Genomic DNA, 22,248 nt, shown 5'->3' with positions numbered 1-22,248 from the left:
GGCATGGCCTCCGATTGAGCTGGAATTGAACGGGAACCAACATAGGCCCCAATTGCGTCAATACCAGTACCGGAAGCCCGTTTTAACGGTTCTTTGCCTCGTTTATGCCGTTGGCGATGCGCTTGACCGTGGTTGCGGCCAGCAACAGGCAGAGGAGCGGCTGTAGCCAGAACATCCAGTCCGGCAATGCGCCGTCGATGGCGATCCATGCGCCGAGCACACCGAAGACCACGGCGCGGTCGCTCTTGCCCATCGGGCCGTCATAGCGGCGGCTCGCCCCCACGGACGCGCCGGCAAGGCCGGCAAATTCCGTCAGGGTGGCGAGGAATATGACCGCGAAAATCCACGGGCCGGTGAACGGCGCCACAAGCGCGAAAGGCGCATAGAGCGCCGCATCGGAAACCACATCGCCGATCTCGTTGAGATAGGCGCCGAGCGTCGATTTCTGCCCATGTTCGCGGGCCAGCATTCCATCGACGGCGTTCAGGGCCATGCGCAGGAACAGCCAGGCCGGGACGAGCGCGAACCATGCCGCGTTTCCGCTCCACGCCAGAAAAGCGCCAAGTATGATCGAGACGAGCGCGGCGGCGACTGTAACCTGATTGGCGGTTACACCGCCTGCCGCAAGTCGCACGACCAGCGGTCTCAGTAAATTCTGGAAACGCGACTTGAGTTGATAAACCGACATCAAGAATCTCTTGGGAAACGAAGAATAAGTATTGAACAGCTATTTGCGGTTCGCTCCAGCTCGTTTAAGCAAACATTTTGTTTCACTCAATAGAAATTGGGGGCAAGCGCCCCGCGAGGAAACGCTGGAGAGGGATGCATGAACGAGCATGCAGTGAAACCGCATCGCGCGGCGCGGGAAAGCCGGTTCGTCACCCATGACGGCACGTCGCTGTTCTACCGTTTCTGGCCGACACTTTCCGGCAAGCCGAAAGGCGTGATCGTCCTCTTGCATCGCGGGCACGAGCATAGCGGCCGCGTCGCGCACCTCGTCGACGAGCTGGGGCTGGACGACTATGCCTTCTATGCCTGGGATGCGCGCGGCCATGGCCAGTCGCCGGGCGTGCGCGGCTTCTCGCCATCCTTTGGCGCGTCGATCCGCGATCTCGATTGTTTCGTCACCCATGTCCGGCAGGAAACCGGTGCTGCCATCGAGGACATGGCCATCATCGCGCAAAGCGTCGGTGCGGTGCTTGCTGCCGCATGGGTGCATGACTATGCGCCCAATATTCGCGCGCTGGTGCTGGCTTCGCCCGCCTTCGACATCAAACTCTATGTGCCGTTCGCCAGGGAAGGCATTGCGCTCTGGCAGAAGCTGAAAGGCACTTTCTACGTCAATTCCTACGTCAAGCCGCAATTCCTGACCCACGATCCGGAACGCATCGAATCCTATCGCACCGATCCGCTGATCACGCGGCCCATCGCCTCCCACATCCTGCTGCAACTCTACGAGACGGCGAAGCGCGTGGTGGACGATGCCCGCGCGATTACCGTTCCGACGCAACTGCTCATCTCCGGCAGCGATTTCGTCGTGCGCCCCGCGCCGCAACATCGCTTCTTCGAGAACCTCGGCAGCCGCATCAAGGAACGGCACGTGCTGAAAGGCTTCTACCACGACACGCTCGGCGAACGGCATCGCAAACCGGCAATCGAACGCATCCATGATTTCATCGAGGCGCGTTTTGCCGAAGCGCCGCAGCGCGCGGACCTGACCGAAGCGCATATTGCAGGCCACACGCGCGACGAGGCGGACCGGCTGTCGAGCCCGCTGTCGCTTCTGACCGCGCAGGGGCTTTACTGGGCAATGACACGCGCTTCGATAGGCTTCGGCGCACTGTTTTCCGAAGGGCTGAAAGTCGGCAGGCGCACGGGCTTCGATTCCGGGTCCACGCTCGATTATGTCTATGAGAACGAAGCGCGGGGCCTTGGGCCGGGCGGCAAGCTCATCGACAGGCAGTTTCTGGAAGCCATCGGTTGGCGCGGCATCCGCCAGCGCAAGGTGCATCTGGAAGAACTGATCAGACACGCCATCAGGCGGCTCGAAAGCGAAGGCCGCTCGACCAATATCCTCGACATTGCCTGCGGCCATGGCCGCTATGTCATCGATGCGGTGGTGCGCGCAGGCGACTTGCCGGACAGCATTCACCTGCGCGATTATTCGCCGATCAATGTGCTGGCTGGCAACAAGCTCATCAGGGAGCGCGGGCTGGAAGCCATCGCCCATATGGAAGAAGGCGACGCTTTCGATGAGGAAAGCCTTGCCGCGGTCACGCCGCAGCCGGACCTTGCCATCGTGTCCGGTCTTTACGAGCTTTTCCCCGATAACGCGCTGATCAACCGTTCGCTGTCGGGGCTTGCCCGCGTGCAAAAACCCGGCTCATTGCTGATCTACACCAATCAGCCCTGGCATCCGCAGCTTGAAATGATCGCGCGGGCGCTGACCTCGCATCGTGGCGGCGAGGCGTGGGTGATGCGCCGCCGCACGCAGGGCGAAATGGACCAGCTTGTCGAAAAGGCAGGCTATCGCAAGATCGAACAGCGCATCGACCAGTGGGGCATTTTCACCGTCTCGATTGCGGAGCGCGTGGGAGACGGCAAAGCGTGACAGTGCAACTGACGGAACGCGAGGGATCTTCGCGGCGGCCTGTGATCCGCCGCGCTATCCTTTGGCTTCTGTTTCTCGCGCCCTTCTTCTACCTGACCTACGGTACGGCCAACTGGCTCGCATCGCAGCAAGGCCATGTGCCGAACCTTGCCTTCGCATGGGAAAGCCGGGTTCCGTTCATCGCGTGGAGCATCGTTCCCTATTGGTCGGTCAACCTGTTCTATGCGATTGCGCTGTTCGCCAATGACAGTCCGGAAAAGGTCGACCGGCTGGCGAAGCGTTATCTGACGGCGCAGGTCATCGCCGTTTTCTGCTTCGTCGCCTTTCCGCTGACGGCGACCTTCGTAAAACCGGCAACGGCAGGCATTCCGGGCTTCATGTTCGATGTGCTTGGCGGGTTCGACAAGCCTTTCAATCAGGCACCTTCGCTGCATATCGCGCTGCTGATCATCATCTGGGACCAGATGCGCCGCGTGATGGGCGGTGCCGTGCGCGTGGTCTGGCATGTCTGGTGCCTGCTGATCGGCCTGTCGGTGCTGACCACCTATCAGCACCATGCGGTCGATATTCCGGCGGGCGCTTTGCTCGGCCTGTTCGCCCTGTGGCTTTTTCCGCGCCACAACCCTTCGCCGCTGGCCGGGTTCCGGCTCACATCATATCCCAAAGCCACAAGGATCGGGCTTTGTTATCTGGCGGGCGCGATCCTGTTTCTGGCGTTCGCTATCCACGGCCTCACCGTCACAGGCTATGCGATTTTCTGGCTCTGGCCTGCAACCGCGCTTGCCCTTGTAGCGCTTGGCTATCTCTGTGCCGGTGCGGCCATTTTTCAGAAGCAGACGGATGGATCGGTCAGTCTTGCAAGCCGCTGGCTGCTTTGGCCATACCGGCTTTTTGCCCGGCTGAATGTGCATTTCTGGACGCGCACCCTGCCGCCGCATGTCGAGCTTGCCGATGGCGTGTTTCTCGGGCGTTTTCCAAAAGCCGCAGAACTTTCATCCTTTGCGACCATCATCGATCTGGCCGCTGAAATGGTGCCGCCCCGCCATTCCATCGAATGGAAAAGCTTTGCCACGCTGGACCTGATCGCGCCGCCATCGGAAAAAGTGCAACTGGCCGCCGATGCCGTTGAAGCGGCTCGCCATCACGGTCCGGTTCTCATCTGCTGCGCGCTCGGTTTCCAGCGCAGCGCCACGGTTGCGGTCGCTTGGCTCGTTTCCACCGGACGCGCAGCCAATGCGCGGGAAGCCGAAGCGCTGATCCGCGCCAAGGGCTGGCCGGTTCATCTACATCTGACGGGGGAGATGGCATGAACTCACCTGCAACCTCCACGGCGATCATGCTGCGCCGCAACGCCTTTCCCGGCATTGCCCTCGCGGTCGTTCTTCTTGCGGCTGCGCCCTTCCTGCGCCCGGTGCACGATCTGGCTTTCTGGCTGATCTGGCCACTGCTGCTCGCAAGCGCGCTGATCATGCTGGGTATCGCGGCGCATCTGTTGTTCGACGCAGCGCTTTTCCGCCTGATCGCCAGTTCCGGTGAGGCGGGCCTGGGCGAGGTGGATCAAATTCTGGAACGCATGGGGCTGCGCTCCAATGAGGGACCGCTGCGTCCGCTTGCGGCACGGATCGAGGGTTCGCGGCGCATCGTGGGGCGCCTGCGGTTCTTCATGGGGCTCGGGATCGTGCTTTTCATTCTGCTGGCCACAGTGCCATCAGGTCAGCCATTGGGGTGGGGGCCGTGACATGCGGGAACTGATCCGCCATCAGGTGCAATCGATTTTCGGCTCGTTTCTGGCCATCCTGTCGCGCGGGATTACCGGCGTGCGGCCGATCTGGAGCGGCACCGGCCCGTCGCGCAACCAGCGCATCTATTTTGCCAATCACACGAGCCATGGCGATTTCATCCTGCTTTCTTCCTGTCTCGATCAGGAAGAGCGTGCGCGCACCCGCGCCGTCGCTGGTGCGGATTACTGGCGGGGCAACCGCGTGCGCCAGTTCATGGCGGAAGTTCTGCTGCGCACCGTGCTTGTCGAGCGCAACTGGGTGGAACGCACGCAGGACCCGATGGAAGTGATGCTGAAGGCGCTGGCCGATGGCCATTCGCTCATCATCTTTCCCGAAGGCACGCGCAACATGACCGAAGAGGCGCTGCTGCGCTTTCGCTCCGGCATCTACAATCTGGCGCTGGCGCGCCCAGATGTCGAGCTGGTGCCGTGCTGGATCGAAAACATGTCACGCGTTCTGCCCAAGGGCGCGATGCTGCCGGTGCCGCTTCTGTGCCGTGTCATTTTCGGCGCGCCGGTCCAGCTTCGCGAGGGCGAGGACCGCAAGGAATTTCTCGCCCGCGCCCGTCAGAGCCTTCTCGATATTCAGCCCCGTAACGGTAAACAGCCATGAGCGAAACGACCCGACTATTCCTTGGCCTCATGGGCGTTCTGACAACGGCAAGCGCCGTTGCGGGTGTTCTTTCATGGCGCGCGCCAAAGCCGCTTTCATCCACGCTGGTCAATCTCAATGCCCGGATCAAGGCATGGTGGATCATGGTCGGCGCCATGTGCATCGCCTTCCTGTTCGGCAAGGGCGGGGTGATCGTTCTGTTCGCGCTGATCTCGTTTGCCGCCTTGCGCGAATATGCGACGCTGACGCAGACGCGGCGCGCCGATCACCGCGTGCTGCTCGGCATGTTCCTGCTGGTCATTCCGGTGCAGTATTACCTGATCTGGATCGACTGGTACGGGCTCTATTCCATCTTCATTCCGGTCTATTGCTTCCTCGCAATGCCGGTGCTGACGGCGCTTTCCGGCGACACGTCGCGCTTTCTCGAACGCATCAGCGAGCAGCAATGGGGCATCATGCTGTCGGTCTATTGCATCAGCCATGTGCCAGCGCTGATGACGCTGGATATTCCCGGCTTCGACGGCAAGAAGCTGCTTTTGATCGCCTTTCTGGTGGCGACCGTGCAGGGCAGCGATGTGCTGCAATATATTTTCGGCAAGCTGTTCGGCAAACATCGCATCGCGCCCAGCATATCGCCGTCAAAAACCTGGGAAGGCTTTGTGGGCGGGGTAGCGGCGGCATCGCTTTTGGGGGCAGGGCTTGCCTGGCTGACGCCGTTTTCGCCGCTCCAGGCGGGCGCGCTTGCCGCAACATCCTGCATCATGGGCTTCTTCGGCGGGCTTGTCGCATCCGCGATCAAGCGCGATCGCGGCGTGAAGGACTGGGGCCACATGATCGAAGGGCATGGCGGCATGCTCGACCGGGCCGACAGCCTTGTCTTCTCGGCCCCGGTCTTCTTTCACATCGTGCGCTATTTCTGGACCTGAGTGCGGTCACTATTTGTCAGGGCAGCTTCAGGGCGATGAACTGCGAAACCTGACCGTGGTTGAAATTGTTGTCCGAGGCGAGGACCAGCGTCCTCTTGCCGTCAACCATCGGTCCGAAGGTAATGGCCTCAATATTGTCGATGTCGAGGCCGAAATCGCCTTCATTGAGCTGCAGGAGAAGCTGCTTTGCGAGCGGCGTTGCCGACTGATTGGCGAGCGACGGAACGTCTTTCACATCGCTGACGCCGTCGAAGGATGCGCGGTAAAGCGTGATCCGATTACCGACGCCCATGGCGAATGAACGCTCGACGGTGAGGAGATCGTTTCCATCGGAAACAAATTCCGACATGCCGTTATCGTTCCAGAAAGGCGGCTCAGTCGCCTTGGTGAAGATCGGGTCGGTATCATAGGCATATTCCGCCGTCACATCGCCCGATGCGAGATCGAAGGCGATGATGCGCGAGCGGCTGCCATGGTCGAGCGTCGCCTTGTCCCCGTCCTGTACCAGCGCGTTTTCAGTACCGGCCAGAAGCGTCTTGCCATCCGGCGTGATGGTCAGGCTTTCAAAGGAAAGATTGTTGCGGATGCCGCGTGTGTTGGCCTCGTCGGGAATATAGGCCTCCGGCAAGGCAAATTCGCGGATGAAGCTGCCGTCGGTCTTCGCTTCGCCGACAAAAGGCCTGCCGTTTCTGTCGCCTTCGCTCGACCAGTAGATGGTGCCGGTGGCAGCGTTGAAGCGGATGCTTTCAGGGTCCACGTCCTTCAGCGCAAATGGTTTGCCGGCTTTATCGAGAAGCGTGACCGTTTCCAGAATGTCGAGGCCCTGCACGCCGGAAGCGTCGATGGCGAGCTTGAGCTTGTAGAAACGCGCCGGCGCATTTTCCGAACGGTCGTCGGAAATGGCGTAATAGACATCTTCACGCGGGTCGTAGTCGAGCCCGGAAATTCCGCCGAATTCCACGCCATCGATTTTGAGGCCTGTTGGCAGCGTGAAAGCGCCGATCAGTTCGGGCTTGTGCATTTCCTGCGCAACGGCGCTGGTTGCAAGGGCGAGAAACAGTGCAATAAAAGGTGCTTTCATGGCGGCGGCCCGTTCAATCGAGAAAGTCACCGGATAGTCTTTCTGTTTGACAGGAAGATGAAAGCGCGTCTCAAACCCTGTCGGCCGTGCGCGCCGGTTCCTGCCTGTCGATCAGGTGGGAAGGGGCGGCAAATTGCAAGAGCTTGTTCTTGTTGGTGATCCTGATCGCCGAAGCCTGCACGCTGACGCCATGGGAACCGAGTGTCGCGAAATTGCGCGACAGGTTCTCCGGCGTCATGCCGAGATAGGCGGCAAGCGTGCGTTTTTCGCAAGGGATCATCACGACGTCGCCGCCGCCGTTCAAAAGCGATTCCTTGACGATCCAGTTGGCGAGGCGCTGCACGCTGCTGCGCAGCTTCTGCGCCTTCAGTTCCTTCACCAGACGGCGATAGGCGCGCGCGGTTTCAAAAACGATGGCGCGCATGAAGCCGACATCCTCGCTCATCAGATCGCGCACCAGGCTGGAGGGCACCATCAGCACGCGGGTGGGCGTGAGCGTCTGCGCGGTCTGCAGGCACACATCGTCGTTGAGCACGGCGGCGAGAATGAAGATATCGTCGGCGCGGAGCATCTCCAGCGCAGTCTCGCCATCGTCCGATTTCGCCGACATCAGCACAAGCCCGTCGAGGATCGCGAACAGGAAGTCCGCAGGCTCATCCTCCCGGATCAGGGTCGTGCGCGGCGGGAATGACTGCACGAAGCTTGGACGCACGATCCGCTCGAACGTGGCATCCGCCATGTCCATGAAAAGCGGCAAATTTCTCAGCGCGTCGATTTCTTCTCTCCGCATCGATCCTCACTTCAGGGGGCAAGTTATGGCCCGCTAACATAATTGATAAATATCAATCGTGCAATATGCATTAATCAATACTTGCGCCCAACTTGGTCTATTGTTGGCCTTAAGTCATGAAGAACTAAAATTCAACTTGAATAGTTCTGAGATATTGATCTTAATCAATGTATTCATCTCGCAGTCGACGCATAAGTGCATACGAAACCTCCCAATGGTATTCAATTCGGAGTACGCCTATGCAACATGTCGCAGGGGAAAATCCCGGGGCGCAGACAACGGCGCTAGCGATGAGTACGACCGCGTTCACGGTCTGTTTTGCGGTCTGGACCATCTTTGCAATCATCGGCATTGAAATTCGATCCGAGCTTGGACTGAGCGAAACGCAGTTCGGCCTGCTGGTCGGCACACCCATCCTGACCGGGTCGCTGATCCGGGTCATTCTGGGCATCTGGGCGGACCGCTATGGCGGGCGCGCCATCTTCACGCTCACAATGCTGGTCTCGGCGGTCGCCACATGGCTGCTGACCTACGCCACCACCTATCCGCAGATGCTGATTGCAGCGCTTGGCGTCGGCGTGGCGGGCGGGTCGTTCTCGGTCGGCGTCGCCTATGTCTCGCGCTGGTATCCGCCGGAAAAGCAGGGCGTCGCGCTTGGCATTTTCGGCGCGGGCAATGTCGGTTCGGCGGTGACGAAATTCTTCGCGCCGATGGTCATGGTCGCTTTTGGCTGGCACGCGGTCGCAGAAATCTGGGCGGCTGCGATGGTCATCATGGCGCTCATCTTCTATTTCACCACGAGCGACGATCCGGTTCTGGTCGAGCGCCGCAGCAAGGGCATAAAGCCCGCCAGCACGCTGATGGAGCTGGAGCCGCTGAAGAACATTCAGGTCTGGCGTTTCTCGCTCTACTATTTCTTCGTCTTCGGCGCCTTCGTGGCGCTCGCGCTGTGGCTGCCGCAATATCTGATCCATGTCTACGGCGTCGATATTCGCCTTGCTGGCATCATCGCGGCGTTCTTCTCCGTCCCGGCCAGTCTTTTCCGTGCCTATGGCGGGCATCTTTCGGATGTCTATGGTGCGCGCCGCGCCATGTACTGGACCTTCGCCGTGGCGCTGGTCGCAACCTTCGTGCTGTCCTATCCGCCGACGGATTATGTCATCCAGAGCGATAACGGCCCGCTGGCCTTCCATGCGGAAATGGGCGTGATCGGCTTCACCATCACCGTCTTCATCCTCGGCTTCTTCATGGCGCTCGGCAAGGCGGCGGTCTTCAAGCACATTCCCGTCTATTATCCCGGCAATGTCGGCTCGGTCGGCGGTCTGGTGGGCATGATCGGCGGTCTTGGCGGCTTCATCCTGCCGATCCTGTTCGGCGTGCTTCTCGACCAGACCGGCCTCTGGACAAGCTGCTTCATGCTGCTCTTCGTCATCGTCGCCGTGTCGTTCACATGGATGCATGTCTCGATCCGCCAGATGGAACGCGCCGCGCAAGGCAAGGCTTTCGGCGAACTTCCGGCATTCCCCGAATTGCAGGGGTTGAAGAAAGCCGATATCAAGCCGGCAAAGGGCGATTCCGTCCTGACCGACTGGCGTCCGGACGACCCGGCTTTCTGGGAGCAGAAGGGACGCAAGATCGCCAAGCGCAACCTGTGGCTTTCGATCCCCGCGCTTCTTTTGTCCTTCGCCATCTGGCAGGTCTGGTCCGTGGTGGTGGCGAAGCTGCCGCTGGTGGGCTACCAGTTCACGACCGACCAGCTTTTCTGGCTGGCGGCACTCCCCGGCATTTCGGGCGCGACCTTCCGCATCTTCTATTCCTTCATGGTGCCGATCTTCGGCGGCCGCCTGTGGACCACACTGACCACCTGGTCGCTGGTCATTCCGGCCATTGGCATCGGCTATGCGGTGCAGAACCCGAACACGCCTTACTTCGTCTTCTTGGCTCTCGCGCTCTGCTGCGGCTTCGGCGGCGGCAACTTCGCCTCCTCCATGTCCAACATCTCGTTCTTCTTCCCGAAGCACGAGAAGGGCAATGCGGCAGCGCTCAATGCGGGCCTCGGCAATCTCGGCGTCAGCGTCGTGCAGTTCGTGGTGCCGCTGGTCATCACCGCCGGCATCTTCGGCAAGCTTGGCGGCGATCCGGCAATGGTCGCCACCGAAGCGGGCAGCGCACCGCTGTGGCTGCAAAATGCCGGTTTTATCTTCGTGCCGTTCATCGTCATCACGGCTTTCGCCAACTGGTTCGGCATGAACGACATCGCATCGGCCAAGGCTTCGTTTGCCGATCAGGCCGTCATTTTCCGCCGCAGGCACAACTGGATCATGTGCTGGCTCTATACGGGAACCTTCGGCTCGTTCATCGGCTATTCGGCGGGCTTCCCGCTTCTGACCAACATCCTGTTCCCGGAAGTGAATGCCCTTCAGTTCGCCTTCCTCGGGCCTCTCGTCGGCGCGCTGTCGCGGTCGGGTTCGGGCTGGCTGGCGGACAAGTATGGCGGCGGCCGCGTCACCATCTGGGCATTCGTGCTGATGATGATCGGCGTGGCGGGCGTGCTCTACTTCGTCGGCATCAAGGATCAGCCGAATGCGTTCTGGGGCTTCTTCGCTTCCTTCGTCCTGCTGTTCTTCGCGACCGGCATCGGCAATGCCTCCACCTTCCAGATGATCCCGGCGATCATGTCGAAGGAAATGGACAGGCTCATGCCCAGTGCCACCCCGGAAGAACGCCGTCACGAAGCGGACAAGGAATCCGCGGCCATCACCGGCTTCACCTCGGCCATCGCCGCCTTCGGCGCCTTCTTCATCCCGAAGGGCTATGGCACCTCGATCAGCATGACCGGCGGGCCGGAAGCCGCGCTCTGGGCCTTCCTGATTTTCTACGTGACCTGCCTCGTCATCACCTGGGCCGTCTACACCCGAAAAGGCGGGCTGCTCTACGACGTGGAGCACCGCAGCAAGCCAGCCGCCGCTGCTGCCTAACGAAATAATGTGAGGATAAAATCATGAGTCTACTCCTCGACCGCCTGAACTTTCTTGCGCGCAAGAATGTCGGCACCTTCTCGGAAGGCCATGGCGTCACCACCAACGAAAACCGTGACTGGGAAGACGCCTATCGCAAGCGCTGGCAGCACGACAAGATCGTGCGCTCCACCCATGGCGTGAACTGCACCGGCTCCTGCTCGTGGAAGGTCTATGTCAAGGGCGGAATCATCACCTGGGAAACCCAGCAGACGGACTATCCGCGCACCCGCGCCGATCTTCCGAACCACGAACCGCGCGGCTGTTCGCGCGGGGCAAGCTATAGCTGGTATGTCTATTCGGCCAACCGCGTGAAATATCCGCTGATCCGCTCGCGCCTGCTGAAGCTGTGGCGCAAGGAACGTGCGCTGAAAACGCCGGTCGCTGCATGGGCCGCGATCCAGCAGGACCCGGCCAAGCGCGCCGACTATATGAAGGTGCGCGGCCTTGGCGGCTTCGTTCGCGCCACCTGGGAAGAAGTCAACGAGATCATCGCAGCCGCCAATGCCTATACGGCCAAGACCTATGGGCCTGACCGCGTGATCGGCTTCTCGCCGATCCCGGCCATGTCGATGGTGTCCTATGCGGCAGGCTCGCGTTACCTGTCGCTCTTGGGCGGCGTCTGCATGTCGTTTTATGACTGGTATTGCGACCTGCCGCCCGCGTCGCCCATGACATGGGGCGAACAGACCGATGTGCCGGAATCGGCAGACTGGTACAATGCGGGCTTCCTGATGCTCTGGGGTTCCAACGTGCCGCAGACCCGCACGCCGGATGCGCATTTCTATACGGAAGTGCGCTACAAGGGCACCAAGTCCGTCGTGGTCTCGCCCGACTATTCGGAAGCCGCGAAGTTCTCCGACCTCTGGCTGCACCCGAAGCAGGGCACCGATGCGGCACTTGCCATGGCGCTCGGCCATGTGATCCTGCGCGAATATCATCTTGACCGGCAGGTTCCCTATTTCGAGGATTATTGCCGCAAATATTCCGACTTTCCGATGCTGGTCATGCTCACGAAGAAGGACGGACGCTACGTGCCTGACCGCTTCCTGCGCGCATCCGACCTGAAGGGCGATCTGGGCGAGGCCAACAATCCCGACTGGAAGACGGTCGCCTTCGATACGAAATCGGGCACCTATGTTGCGCCGCAGGGTTCCATCGGCTTCCGCTGGGGCGATGACGGCCAGTGGAACCTTGAAGAAAAGGACGGCCAGGGCAAGGATGTGGAACTCGCCAAGAGTTTCATTGAGCCGGGCGCGCACGATGCCGTTGCCGATGTGGCATTCCCTTATTTCGGCAATCGCGAGCACGATTATTTTGAAGGCACGGACCATGACAGCGTGCTGGTGCGCAAGGTCCCGGCCCGCAAGCTCAAGCTGAAGAAGGGCGAAGTGCTGGTCGCGACTGTGTTCGACCTGTTCGCCGCCAATTACGGTCTCGATCGCGGGCTTGGCGACGAGAACTCTGCCAAATCCTATGACGAGGGCCTGCCCTATACCCCGGCCTGGGCGGAGAAGATCACGGGCGTCCCGCGCGACCAGATCATTGCTGTCGCCCGCGAGTTTGCCACCAATGCCGAAAAGACCAATGGCCGTTCCATGGTCATTCTCGGTGCCGGTCTCAACCACTGGTACCACATGGACATGAACTATCGCGGCATCATCAATATGCTGGTGATGTGCGGCTGCATCGGCCAGTCCGGCGGCGGCTGGAGCCATTATGTGGGGCAGGAAAAGCTGCGCCCGCAGACCGGCTGGACCGCGCTTGCCTTCGCGCTGGATTGGAACCGTCCGCCGCGCCACATGAACTCCACCTCCTTCTTCTATGCGCATACCGACCAGTGGCGCTACGAGACCGTGAAGGTGCAGGACATTCTCTCGCCCACCGCGCCGGACGGCGCGTGGGACGGCACGATGATCGACTACAATATCCGCGCCGAACGCATGGGCTGGCTGCCTTCCGCGCCGCAGCTCCAGACCAACCCGCTGGAGCTTGCCAGGGAGGCAGCCGCATCGGGCAAGGAGCCGAAGGACTTCATCGCGAATGCCTTGAAGAACGGCACGGTCACCATGTCCTGCGAGGACCCGGACCACGAGGCCAACTGGCCGCGCAACATGTTCGTCTGGCGCTCGAACCTGCTCGGTTCGTCGGGCAAGGGGCATGAATATTTCCTGAAGCACCTGCTCGGCACCTCCAACGGCCTGCTTGGCAAGGATCTGGGACAGGAAGGCGCGCAGGAAAGCCGCGAGGCCGTGTGGCATGAGAATGCGCCGGAAGGAAAGCTCGATCTTCTGGTCACGCTCGATTTCCGCATGTCCACGACCTGCGTCTATTCCGATATCGTTCTGCCGACTGCCACCTGGTACGAGAAGAACGACCTCAACACCTCCGACATGCATCCCTTCATCCATCCGCTGTCGAGCGCCGCCGATCCGGCATGGGAAGCACGTAGCGACTGGGACATCTTCAAGGGCATCGCGAAGAAGTTCTCGGAAGTGGCGCCGGAAGTGCTGGGCGTCGAGAAGGACATCGTTCTGGTGCCGACCCTGCATGACACGGCGGGCGAACTGGCGCAGCCCAAGGATGTTCTCGACTGGAAGAAGGGCGAGGTCGAGCCGATCCCCGGCAAGACCATGCCATCGGTCGTGGTCGTGGAGCGCGATTATCCGAACCTCTACAAGCGCTACACCTCCGTCGGGCCGCTTCTCAACAAGCTTGGCAATGGCGGCAAGGGCATTTCGTGGAACACCGAACATGAGGTCGAGCTTCTCGGCAAGCTGAACGGCAAGGTTCATGAGCCGGGCGCGACCGAAGGGCGTCCGCGCATCTATACCGATGTCGACGCAACCGAGGTTATTCTCTCGCTTGCGCCCGAAACCAACGGCGAAGTGGCGGTCAAGGCATGGGAAGCGCTGTCGAAGTTCACCGGCCGCGACCACACCCATCTGGCTCTTCCCAAGGAAGACGAGAAGATCCGCTATCGCGATATCGTCGCGCAGCCGCGCAAGATCATCTCCTCGCCGACATGGTCGGGGCTGGAATCCGAGCATGTCTGCTACAATGCGGGCTATACCAACGTGCACGAGCTGATCCCGTGGCGCACGCTGACCGGCCGTCAGCAGCTCTATCAGGATCACCTGTGGATGCGCGCCTTCGGCGAAGGCTTCTGCGTCTATCGTCCGCCCATTGACACCAAGACGGTCAACCCGGCAATCCGCGAAAAGGCGGACGGCCAGCCGCATCTGGTGCTGAACTTCATCACGCCGCACCAGAAATGGGGCATCCATTCCACTTATACGGACAATCTGTTGATGCTGACGCTCAATCGCGGCGGTCCGGTGGTCTGGATATCCGAGCCGGATGCAGCAAAGGCCGGCATCGTCGATAATGACTGGGTGGAAGTCTATAATGCCAACGGCGCCATCGTGGCCCGCGCGGTCGTCTCCCAGCGCATGAAGGATGGAACCATCTTCATGTATCACGCGCAGGAGAAGATCGTGAATACGCCCGGCTCGCCGCTCACCGGCCAGCGCGGCGGCATTCACAACTCCGTCACCCGTATCATCACCAAGCCGACGCATATGATCGGCGGCTATGCCCACCAGTCCTATGGCTTCAACTATTACGGCACCGTCGGCGCCAACCGCGACGAGTTCGTGGTCGTGCGCAAGCTCGACCATGTGGACTGGATGGAAGGGCCGCTTGAAGAAGGCAACCGCAACTCCGCCGTAAAGGAGGCAGCAGAATGAAAATCCGTGCGCAAATTGGAATGGTGCTCAATCTCGACAAGTGCATCGGCTGCCACACCTGCTCGGTGACATGCAAGAACGTCTGGACCAACCGCGAAGGCGTGGAATATGCCTGGTTCAACAATGTCGAGACCAAGCCCGGCATCGGTTTTCCCAAGGAATGGGAAAACCAGAAGAAGTGGAACGGCGGCTGGGTCCGCAAGAAGAACGGCAAGATCGAGCCGAAGATGGGTTCCAAGTGGCGCATCCTCGCCAAGATTTTCGCCAATCCCGACCTGCCGGAAATCGACGACTATTACGAGCCGTTCGACTTCGATTACGGCCATCTCCAGACAGCGGGCGAAAGCAAGACCATGCCGACCGCCCGTCCGCGCTCGCTGATTTCCGGCGAGCGGATGGAAAAGATCGAATGGGGTCCGAACTGGGAGGAAATTCTCGGCGGCGAGTTCGCCAAGCGCTCGAAGGACTACAATTTCGAAGGCGTGGAGAAGGAAATCTACGGCCAGTTCGAAAATACCTTCATGATGTATCTGCCGCGCCTGTGCGAGCATTGCCTCAACCCCACCTGCGTTGCGGCCTGCCCTTCGGGTGCGATCTACAAGCGCGAGGATGACGGCATCGTCCTGATCGATCAGGAAAAGTGCCGCGGCTGGCGCATGTGCGTCTCCGGCTGCCCCTACAAGAAAATTTATTACAACTGGAGTTCGGGCAAGTCCGAGAAGTGCATCTTCTGCTATCCGCGTATTGAAGCCGGACAGCCGACCGTATGTTCGGAAACCTGTGTCGGCCGCATCCGCTATCTGGGCGTGATGCTCTATGATGCGGATCGTATTTCGGAAGCCGCATCCACGGCCAACGAACAGGATCTCTATCAGGAACAGCTCAACATCTTCCTCGATCCGAACGATCCCGCCGTGATCGAACAGGCGCGCAAGGACGGCGTGCCGGAAGCCTGGCTGGAATCGGCAAGGCATTCGCCGGTCTACAAGATGGCGATGGACTGGAAGATCGCCTTTCCGCTCCATCCCGAATACCGCACCCTGCCGATGGTCTGGTATGTGCCGCCGCTTTCGCCGCTGCAATCGGCTGCCGCTGCGGGCAAGCTCGGCATGGACGGCCCGCTGCCGGATGTCCGCTCGATGCGCATCCCGGTCCGCTACCTCGCCAATCTCCTGACCGCAGGCAAGGAAGAGCCGGTCATCTCGGCGCTGGAACGCATGCTCGCCATGCGCGCCTATATGCGCGCCAAGACTGTCGATGGCGTCATCGACGAGGCGATTGCCGACCGTGTGGGCATGAGCGGTGCGATGATCGAGGAAATGTACCACATCATGGCCATTGCCAATTACGAGGACCGCTTCGTCATCCCGACCACGCATCGCGAAGTCACGGAAGACGCCTATGACATGCGCGGCTCCTGCGGCTTCACCTTCGGCAATGGCTGCTCGGGCGGCACGTCGACGGAAGACCTGTTCGGCGCCAAGCGCCAGAAAGTGGTTCAAACGCCGACCGATATTTTCAGGGAGCAGGTGTAATGAACAGGACCCTGAAAATCATTTCGCTGCTGCTTTCCTATCCGACGCCTGAGCTGCAATTGGGCGGGGAGGAGCTGAAAGAAGCGTTGGCCGGGGAAAACCTTTCGCCCGGCATCCGCAGGCTTCTCGACAGTCTTGTCGATTATGTCTGCGACTGCGATCTCTACGAGGCGCAGGAACGCTATGTGCATCTTTTCGACCGCACGCGGTCGCTGTCGCTGCATCTTTTCGAGCACGTGCATGGCGAAAGCCGCGACCGCGGCCAGGCCATGGTCGATCTCATGAAGATGTATGACGACAACGGCTTTGTCGTGGATGCCAAGGAACTGCCGGATTACCTGCCGTTGTTCCTCGAATTCCTGTCCACAGGCTCAGCCGAAGAGATACACGATCTTCTCACCCAGACCGGCCATATCACGGCGGCCATCGGCGAGCGGCTGCGCAAGCGCCAGTCGCCCTATGCCAATGCCTTTGCCGCGCTCCTGCATGTCGCCAACGCCAAGCCGGACAAGAACCTCGTGGGAGAATTGCTTCGGCAGGAAGAAGACGACCCGAACGACCTCGCCGCGCTCGACCGCATCTGGGAAGAAGAAGCGGTGACGTTCGGCGGCAATGCGGGTGAAAACGCCTGCGGCCCGGACCGGCTGCGCATGCAGATGCGTGCGGCACAGCGCAAGCCCGGCACCCCGTCCAACCCTTCACATCTATAGGAGACGGAAAATGGCTTACCTCCATACGTTTCTTTTCGGCATCTATCCCTACATCGCATTGAGCGTGCTCGCGCTCGGCTCGATCTTTCGCTACGACCGCGAGCCTTACACATGGCGTTCGGGCTCAAGCCAGCTCTTGCGGCGCAGGCAGCTCATGTGGGGTTCGGTCCTGTTTCATGTCGGCGTGCTGTTCATCTTCGCCGGTCATTTCGTCGGCCTGCTGACGCCGATCTGGGTGTTCGACATGCTTGGCGTCAGCCATGAGGCAAAGCAGATTCTCGCTGTCGTGGCGGGCGGCATTGCCGGGGTTATGGCAATCATCGGTGCCAGCATGCTGGTGCATCGCCGCCTGTTCGATCCGCGTGTCCGCGCATCTTCAAGGCCGACCGATACGCTGATCATCATGCTGTTGTGGGTGCAGCTTCTGCTGGGCCTCGGCACCATTCCGATCTCGCTGCAACATATCGACGGTGGCGAAATGGTGACGTTCATGAACTGGGCGCAGGGTATCTTCACCTTCAACCCGGCTGCATCGAGCTACATCACCGATGCGTCGTTTGTCTTCAAGATGCATATCTTCCTGGGGCTGACCATCTTCCTGCTGTTCCCGTTCACGCGTCTTGTGCATATGCTGAGCGCGCCGGTGCGCTATATCTGGCGTCCGGGCTATCAGGTGGTGCGTGAGCGCAACCATACGGCTCAGCCCTCACATATGCGCGTTCCTGCGGAGTAGGGCTGATGGTGACGCTTTTCGACCGGAAACAACCCGCTGCCGGGCAGCACAATCACCCAACCGGCTACACGACCTATCAGGAGCCGGATACGCGGGTTCCGCCAAAGCCGCGTCCGGTTTTCGATGCGGTGTCCGTCAATGGCGTGGCGATCAACGAAACCGACATTCTGACGGAGGCGCAAAACCATCCGTCGGACAATCCGGGCGCAGCACTTCTTGCCGCTGCCCGCGCGCTCGCGGTCCGCGAGCTTCTTTTGCAGCGCGCAAGGGAAGCAGGTATCGTGCCGGAACGCGAGAAAGACGCCGAGGGCCGCAGCGAAACCGACGAGGATGCGCTGGTGCGCATGGTGATCGAACTGGAGGTTGAAGTGCCGTCCGCCACGCGGGAAGAAGCCTTGCGCTTTTACGAAAACAACCGCCATCGCTTCGCCAGTGCACCCATTCTGGAGGCAAGCCATATCCTGATCACCGCCGATCCTGCCGACAGCCAAGCCCGCGAAAAGGCCCGGACAACCGCTGCCCGCCTGGCTTCGGCGGTGATTGCCGAGCCCACTACTTTCGCTTCCGTTGCGCATGAATATTCGTCTTGCCCTTCGGGCGCGCAAGGCGGCAATCTGGGCCAGCTCACGCGCGGCAGCACGGTGCCTGAATTTGAAAGGGCGCTGGAGCGCATGGCGGGAGGCGAGATCACGGCCAATCCGATTGAAAGCCGCTTCGGTTTTCATATCGTGCGGCTTGACCGCCGCATCGAAGGCGAGGAACTGCCGTTCGACTATGTGGCCGACCGGATTGCGGGCTGGCTGGAAGCCTCCACCTGGTCGAAGGCCGTGTCGCAATATATCGCGATCCTCGCAGCCGATGCTGATATTACCGGCATCGATCTGCTGTCGAACGAGGGAGCTGCGGCATGAGCCTCGAACCGATGCTTGCCGCCATCCTCGCCGCAAAGGATGTGCCGGTGGACCAGCTTCTGGCAGGTGTGGCGCACCGGGCGAGGCAGGCTGGCCTGCGCGTGGCGGGCTTTCTCCAGCGTCGCGAAACCGGCGGGGAGGAATGCTGCCGCGATATAGAGATCGAGCATATCGGCACCGGCGTCACGCAGATCATTTCGCAGTCGCTCGGTTCCGGGTCGAAGGGGTGCCGCCTCGATCCGGCAGCCCTTGCCGATGTGGCAGGTTCGCTTCTGGCGGAACTAGACGACGGCGCCGATATTCTGATCCTCAACCGTTTCGGCAAGGGCGAGACGGAAGGGCATGGTTTCCGCTCCATCATCGAAACGGCCTATGCGCGCCAGATTCCGGTGCTGACCGTGGTGCGCGAAACCTATGTGGAGGGCTGGAACGACTTTGCCGGGGATTGCGGCGTTCTTCTGGCGCCCGACAGCAAGGCCGTGCTCGGATGGTTCGACCGCGTGGCGGAATCCCGGCAATCGCTGGAAGTGATTTAACAGCTGCCTACAGATCCAGTTGATCGCGGCGGTCTTCCGCAATCAGCTTGCGGATCTGATAGACGATCTGATCGCCATGCGCCTTGCCAAGCAGATCGGCGGTGTCGACATCCCGCTCTTCGATAGCGCGGATCATGTCCTCATGCTCGGTGACGTAACGCTCCGGCAGGCGATCAGCGAAGGACTGATAATAGAGGCGCAGCAGCCTGCGTCCCTCATCGAGAAGCCGCGAAAAGAACGTGGTATAGAAGGGATTGCGGCCCGCTTCGGCAATGGCGGCATGAAAGTCGCGGTTCGTCGCGATCATTTCCAGCGCGTTTTGCGAGCGGACGGCGCGGGCAAAAGCTTCCTGATGCGCCCGGATGTTCTCAAGGTCCTTGTCGGTCCGGTTGCGGGCGGCAAGCCGCGTCGTCACGCGGTACATGAGCGTTACCGCGTCGAAAAAGGCGGGCAGGCTCAGAAAATCGATATTGGAAACAACCGTCGAGCGGTTGGGCAGCGTGGTCACGAAGCCGTCGCTCGCAAGCCGCACCAGCGCCTCGCGGATCGGCGTGCGCGACATGGAAAAGCGCTCTGCGAGCTGGTTTTCATCGATGGGGCTGCCCGGCGCGAGCGAAAGATCGATAATTTCGTCACGCAGCACGTCGTAAACCAGCTTTACGCCTGAACCCTTCTTCCGGTCGGCTGTCTGGTTTGCGTCGTCTTTGTCCATGTCCTGTCTGTCCTCTTTCGGTGTATGCGACGCAGCACAACTGCATTCTAACACCAGTTTAAATCGCACCCGTCAAGCAATCCTAACCCGAAACAAAATTTTGGTCGACAAGAAAAATACAAAGTGTATATTTGATTCAATACAAGGTTTGGCAGACCGATTGTAGATCCAGCTTGCGTGAAAACGCTCAAGGAAAAACGTCCAAGGAACGACGCTATGACCTCTAACATTTTCTCCGGTTGCATTCCGGCCCTCATGACCCCCTGCAAGCCCGACCGCACCCCGGATTTCGATGCGCTGGTCCGCAAGGGCAAGGAACTGATCGCGAAGGGCATGTCTGCGGTCGTCTATTGCGGTTCGATGGGCGACTGGCCGCTCCTCTCGGACGAGGAACGCATGGCTGGCGTCGAGGCGCTTGCTAAAGCTGGCGTGCCTGTCGTCGTCGGCACCGGCGCGGTCAACACGAAGATTGCCGCCGCCCATGCCGCGCACGCGCAGAAAGTCGGCGCGAAGGGCCTGATGGTTATTCCGCGCGTTCTCTCGCGCGGCTCTTCGATCTCGGCGCAGAAGGCGCATTTCAAGGCGATCCTGTCGGCTGCTCCCGACCTTCCGGCTGTCATCTACAACAGTCCGTATTACGGCTTTGCGACCCGCGCCGACCTGTTCTTCGCGCTGCGCGCAGAACATCCGAACCTCATCGGCTTCAAGGAATTCGGCGGCGCGGAAGCCATGCGTTACGCTGCTGAAAACATCACCAGCGCCGATGACGATGTGACCCTGATGGTCGGCGTCGATACCGGCGTCTTCCACGGCTTCGTCAATTGCGGCGCAACCGGCGCGATCACCGGCATCGGCAATGTGCTGCCGAAGGAAGTGCAGCATCTGGTTGCCCTGTCGAAGGCCGCAGCCACCGGCGACGTCGAAGCGCGCAAGCTGGCGCTGGAACTCGAAGCCGCGCTCGACGTTCTGTCGTCCTTCGATGAAGGCCCGGACCTCGTTCTCTTCTACAAGCACATGATGGTCCTGACCGGCAATCCCGAATATGAGCTGCATTTCAACGAGACGGACAAGCTCTCCGATAGCCAGCGCGGCTATTGCGAAACCCAGCTCAAGCTGTTCCAGGACTGGTATGCAGGCTGGAACAAGCAGGGCAGCGCGGCAGCAAAATACGCCGCCTGAAATCATCATAAGTAAAGAAAAAGGCGCCGAGTTCGGCGCCTTTTTTATAAGATCAGGACACGGCGTCCAGACTCTTTTCCTTCAGCTTTTCCAGCAGCGCCATTTCGGCGGCGGTCAGCGTGATGCCTTTGCTGAGTGAATCGCGGCGGGCGGCAAAGCGGCGCTGCGACGGCAGGCGCGCGCCCTGTCCGGCAATCGCATCAATCAGGATTTCGCCGCGCTCCTGCGGGTTGCCGCGACCGCCCGCCATGCGGGCAGGGTCGAAGGCGATGATGAGCTCGCCATGGCGCGGCGCAAGCGTCGTCGTGCCGAGGAAGTCGAGCGCTTCGGGGCTGGTGAAATCACCGATCATCACACCGGCCAGAAGTTCGATCATCGTGGAAATGGCCGATCCCTTGTGCCCGCCAAATGGCAGCATCGCGCCCGCAAGGGCGGCTTCCGGATCGGTGGTCGGATTGCCGTCCGCATCGACGGCCCAGCCTTCGGGCAGCTGCTTTCCGGCGCGGCGATAAAGCTCCAGCTCGCCACGCGCGGCAACGCTGGTGGCAAAGTCGAACACATAAGGATAATCGCCGGGGCGCGGCCAGCCGAAGGCAAACGGGTTGGTGCCGAGAAGCGGCTTCGTTCCACCTGCGGGCGCAACGGTTGCATAGCTCGGGCACATGGCGATTGCGGCAAGCCCCTGTTCTGCGAGCGCTTCCACTTCAGGCCAGAGGGCTGCGAAATGGGTGCAGTCGTTGATCGCCAGCGCCGCGACGCCGAGCTTGCGCGCCTTCTCGACGAGGGCAGGCGTGCCGCGTTCAAAGGCCAGATTGGCAAAGCCGCCCTTGGCGTCGACGCGAACAACGGCGCTGTCGTCGGTCGTGACGACCGGATCGGCATCGGCAATCACCTTGCCGCTTTTCAGCGTGCGCAGGCAGCCTTCAATGCGGTAGACACCATGCGATTTGCAGCCGTCGCGCTCGCCCGCCACAATCGTCTTGGCGATGGCTGCGGCATGGTCGGCGCTGAAACCCGCCTTGTTCAGGATTTCCCGCACAAGCCCGGCGAGTTCGTCTGTCGAAATCGAAATGGTGTCGCTCATTCTCTCATCCCTTGCAGCGAATATTGTTCCCTAAAATGCATACAAGATGCATGCAGGGTTGTCATGCCGGGCAAGCGGACCGGAGCCTGCGGCAAAAGGGCTGTCAGCCGTCCGGAATGATGCGATGGCCGGGCGCGGAAAATCAATCGCTTGTTCCGATTGAAATTTGAGCGATATTATCATGAATAACTCAGACTGTTTGATCCAGATCAAAGAGATCGGCAGGCGGCAGGTCTAAATCCCGTTGTGTGGCGCGTTGAAGCCGAGACGGCAGCTGCGCC

18 protein-coding genes are annotated in these 22,248 nt (G+C 60.5%); 13 read left to right on the top strand and 5 right to left on the bottom strand.

Translation table 11 applies throughout. From position 1 onward, the window contains the following. Positions 1-82: 82 nt before the first annotated feature. Complete coding sequence (locus J9800_RS16070) at positions 83-688, bottom strand: CDP-alcohol phosphatidyltransferase family protein (RefSeq protein WP_114216015.1); 606 nt, start codon at positions 686-688, stop codon at positions 83-85. A 138-nt stretch (positions 689-826) separates the two neighbouring features. On the opposite strand from J9800_RS16070, the gene J9800_RS16065 reads away from it, so the two are divergent. Genes J9800_RS16065 through J9800_RS16045 form a run of 5 tightly spaced genes read left to right on the top strand, consistent with a single transcriptional unit; the run spans position 827 to position 5,930 of the window. After that, entirely contained in the window at positions 827-2,611 is a 1,785-nt protein-coding gene (locus J9800_RS16065) for a bifunctional alpha/beta hydrolase/class I SAM-dependent methyltransferase (protein ID WP_114216014.1), read from the top strand. Beyond that, positions 2,608-3,921, top strand: coding sequence for a phosphatase PAP2/dual specificity phosphatase family protein (locus J9800_RS16060; RefSeq protein ID WP_114216013.1), 1,314 nt, complete (start codon positions 2,608-2,610; stop codon positions 3,919-3,921). Before J9800_RS16065 ends, J9800_RS16060 begins: the two co-directional genes overlap by 4 nt. Continuing rightward, positions 3,918-4,349, top strand: coding sequence for a hypothetical protein (locus J9800_RS16055; protein ID WP_114216012.1), 432 nt, complete (start codon positions 3,918-3,920; stop codon positions 4,347-4,349). Before J9800_RS16060 ends, J9800_RS16055 begins: the two co-directional genes overlap by 4 nt. 1 nt (position 4,350) lies before the next feature. After that, a complete protein-coding gene (locus J9800_RS16050; protein ID WP_114216011.1) occupies positions 4,351-5,004 on the top strand; it encodes a lysophospholipid acyltransferase family protein in 654 nt (217 codons plus the stop codon). Then, positions 5,001-5,930 (top strand): phosphatidate cytidylyltransferase, encoded by a 930-nt coding sequence (locus J9800_RS16045; protein WP_114216010.1) that lies wholly within the window; start codon positions 5,001-5,003, stop codon positions 5,928-5,930. The genes J9800_RS16050 and J9800_RS16045 overlap by 4 nt, the downstream gene beginning before the upstream one ends. Before the next feature lie 16 nt (positions 5,931-5,946). Here the strand turns inward: J9800_RS16045 and J9800_RS16040 are convergent, their stop codons facing one another. Together J9800_RS16040 and J9800_RS16035 are read right to left on the bottom strand one after the other, a co-directional pair. After that, positions 5,947-7,011, bottom strand: a complete 1,065-nt coding sequence (locus J9800_RS16040) for an esterase-like activity of phytase family protein (protein ID WP_114216009.1) — start codon at positions 7,009-7,011, stop codon at positions 5,947-5,949. A gap of 70 nt (positions 7,012-7,081) precedes the next feature. Beyond that, on the bottom strand, positions 7,082-7,801 hold the full coding sequence (locus J9800_RS16035) for a cyclic nucleotide-binding domain-containing protein (protein WP_114216008.1): 720 nt from the start codon (positions 7,799-7,801) through the stop codon (positions 7,082-7,084). Positions 7,802-8,040: 239 nt separating this feature from the next. Here J9800_RS16035 and J9800_RS16030 point away from each other — a divergent pair, with 239 nt between their 5' ends. The 7 genes from J9800_RS16030 to J9800_RS16000 are packed head-to-tail and all read left to right on the top strand — an operon-like array spanning position 8,041 to position 18,992. Continuing rightward, positions 8,041-10,779 (top strand): nitrate/nitrite transporter, encoded by a 2,739-nt coding sequence (locus tag J9800_RS16030; protein WP_114216007.1) that lies wholly within the window; start codon positions 8,041-8,043, stop codon positions 10,777-10,779. Between the two features lie 23 nt (positions 10,780-10,802). Further along, positions 10,803-14,567, top strand: a complete 3,765-nt coding sequence (locus J9800_RS16025; RefSeq protein ID WP_210845879.1) for a nitrate reductase subunit alpha — start codon at positions 10,803-10,805, stop codon at positions 14,565-14,567. Continuing rightward, on the top strand, positions 14,564-16,102 hold the full coding sequence (gene narH, locus J9800_RS16020; RefSeq protein ID WP_114216005.1) for a nitrate reductase subunit beta: 1,539 nt from the start codon (positions 14,564-14,566) through the stop codon (positions 16,100-16,102). Before J9800_RS16025 ends, narH begins: the two co-directional genes overlap by 4 nt. Beyond that, positions 16,102-16,812, top strand: a complete 711-nt coding sequence (gene narJ, locus J9800_RS16015; RefSeq protein WP_114216004.1) for a nitrate reductase molybdenum cofactor assembly chaperone — start codon at positions 16,102-16,104, stop codon at positions 16,810-16,812. Before narH ends, narJ begins: the two co-directional genes overlap by 1 nt. Before the next feature lie 10 nt (positions 16,813-16,822). Next, entirely contained in the window at positions 16,823-17,545 is a 723-nt protein-coding gene (gene narI, locus J9800_RS16010) for a respiratory nitrate reductase subunit gamma (RefSeq protein ID WP_114216003.1), read from the top strand. A gap of 5 nt (positions 17,546-17,550) precedes the next feature. Next, complete coding sequence (locus J9800_RS16005) at positions 17,551-18,456, top strand: peptidylprolyl isomerase (RefSeq protein ID WP_210845878.1); 906 nt, start codon at positions 17,551-17,553, stop codon at positions 18,454-18,456. Continuing rightward, positions 18,453-18,992 carry a DUF2478 domain-containing protein gene (locus J9800_RS16000; protein WP_114216001.1) on the top strand — a complete coding sequence of 180 codons (540 nt, stop codon included), beginning with the start codon at positions 18,453-18,455 and terminating at the stop codon, positions 18,990-18,992. The genes J9800_RS16005 and J9800_RS16000 overlap by 4 nt, the downstream gene beginning before the upstream one ends. Before the next feature lie 7 nt (positions 18,993-18,999). Here the strand turns inward: J9800_RS16000 and J9800_RS15995 are convergent, their stop codons facing one another. Then, entirely contained in the window at positions 19,000-19,704 is a 705-nt protein-coding gene (locus J9800_RS15995; protein WP_006468363.1) for a GntR family transcriptional regulator, read from the bottom strand. Between the two features lie 216 nt (positions 19,705-19,920). Here J9800_RS15995 and J9800_RS15990 point away from each other — a divergent pair, with 216 nt between their 5' ends. Further along, positions 19,921-20,883: a dihydrodipicolinate synthase family protein gene (locus tag J9800_RS15990; protein ID WP_112586337.1), complete on the top strand. Its 963-nt coding sequence runs from the start codon at positions 19,921-19,923 to the stop codon at positions 20,881-20,883. A 52-nt stretch (positions 20,884-20,935) separates the two neighbouring features. Here J9800_RS15990 and J9800_RS15985 read toward each other — a convergent pair whose 3' ends face one another. Next, complete coding sequence (locus tag J9800_RS15985; protein WP_114215999.1) at positions 20,936-21,967, bottom strand: Ldh family oxidoreductase; 1,032 nt, start codon at positions 21,965-21,967, stop codon at positions 20,936-20,938. Between the last annotated feature and the right edge of the window lie 281 nt (positions 21,968-22,248).

Origin of the sequence: Ochrobactrum sp. AP1BH01-1, from assembly GCF_018066705.1 — a bacterium.
Classification (GTDB): Bacteria; Pseudomonadota; Alphaproteobacteria; order Rhizobiales; family Rhizobiaceae; genus Brucella.
The sequence above is the reverse complement of the archived record's forward strand: the minus strand, read 5'-3'. Positions and strand labels throughout refer to the sequence as shown.

What these genes read in the sequence shown, in the direction of transcription:
- J9800_RS16070 (WP_114216015.1), bottom strand. Translation starts at nt 688, where the DNA reads ATGTCGGTTTATCAACTCAAGTCGCGTTTCCAGAATTTACTGAGACCG.
- J9800_RS16065 (WP_114216014.1), top strand. Translation starts at nt 827, where the DNA reads ATGAACGAGCATGCAGTGAAACCGCATCGCGCGGCGCGGGAAAGCCGG.
- J9800_RS16055 (WP_114216012.1), top strand. Translation starts at nt 3,918, where the DNA reads ATGAACTCACCTGCAACCTCCACGGCGATCATGCTGCGCCGCAACGCC.
- J9800_RS16050 (WP_114216011.1), top strand. Translation starts at nt 4,351, where the DNA reads ATGCGGGAACTGATCCGCCATCAGGTGCAATCGATTTTCGGCTCGTTT.
- J9800_RS16045 (WP_114216010.1), top strand. Translation starts at nt 5,001, where the DNA reads ATGAGCGAAACGACCCGACTATTCCTTGGCCTCATGGGCGTTCTGACA.
- J9800_RS16040 (WP_114216009.1), bottom strand. Translation starts at nt 7,011, where the DNA reads ATGAAAGCACCTTTTATTGCACTGTTTCTCGCCCTTGCAACCAGCGCC.
- J9800_RS16035 (WP_114216008.1), bottom strand. Translation starts at nt 7,801, where the DNA reads ATGCGGAGAGAAGAAATCGACGCGCTGAGAAATTTGCCGCTTTTCATG.
- J9800_RS16030 (WP_114216007.1), top strand. Translation starts at nt 8,041, where the DNA reads ATGCAACATGTCGCAGGGGAAAATCCCGGGGCGCAGACAACGGCGCTA.
- J9800_RS16025 (WP_210845879.1), top strand. Translation starts at nt 10,803, where the DNA reads ATGAGTCTACTCCTCGACCGCCTGAACTTTCTTGCGCGCAAGAATGTC.
- narH (WP_114216005.1), top strand. Translation starts at nt 14,564, where the DNA reads ATGAAAATCCGTGCGCAAATTGGAATGGTGCTCAATCTCGACAAGTGC.
- narJ (WP_114216004.1), top strand. Translation starts at nt 16,102, where the DNA reads ATGAACAGGACCCTGAAAATCATTTCGCTGCTGCTTTCCTATCCGACG.
- narI (WP_114216003.1), top strand. Translation starts at nt 16,823, where the DNA reads ATGGCTTACCTCCATACGTTTCTTTTCGGCATCTATCCCTACATCGCA.
- J9800_RS16005 (WP_210845878.1), top strand. Translation starts at nt 17,551, where the DNA reads ATGGTGACGCTTTTCGACCGGAAACAACCCGCTGCCGGGCAGCACAAT.
- J9800_RS16000 (WP_114216001.1), top strand. Translation starts at nt 18,453, where the DNA reads ATGAGCCTCGAACCGATGCTTGCCGCCATCCTCGCCGCAAAGGATGTG.
- J9800_RS15995 (WP_006468363.1), bottom strand. Translation starts at nt 19,704, where the DNA reads ATGGACAAAGACGACGCAAACCAGACAGCCGACCGGAAGAAGGGTTCA.
- J9800_RS15990 (WP_112586337.1), top strand. Translation starts at nt 19,921, where the DNA reads ATGACCTCTAACATTTTCTCCGGTTGCATTCCGGCCCTCATGACCCCC.
- J9800_RS15985 (WP_114215999.1), bottom strand. Translation starts at nt 21,967, where the DNA reads ATGAGCGACACCATTTCGATTTCGACAGACGAACTCGCCGGGCTTGTG.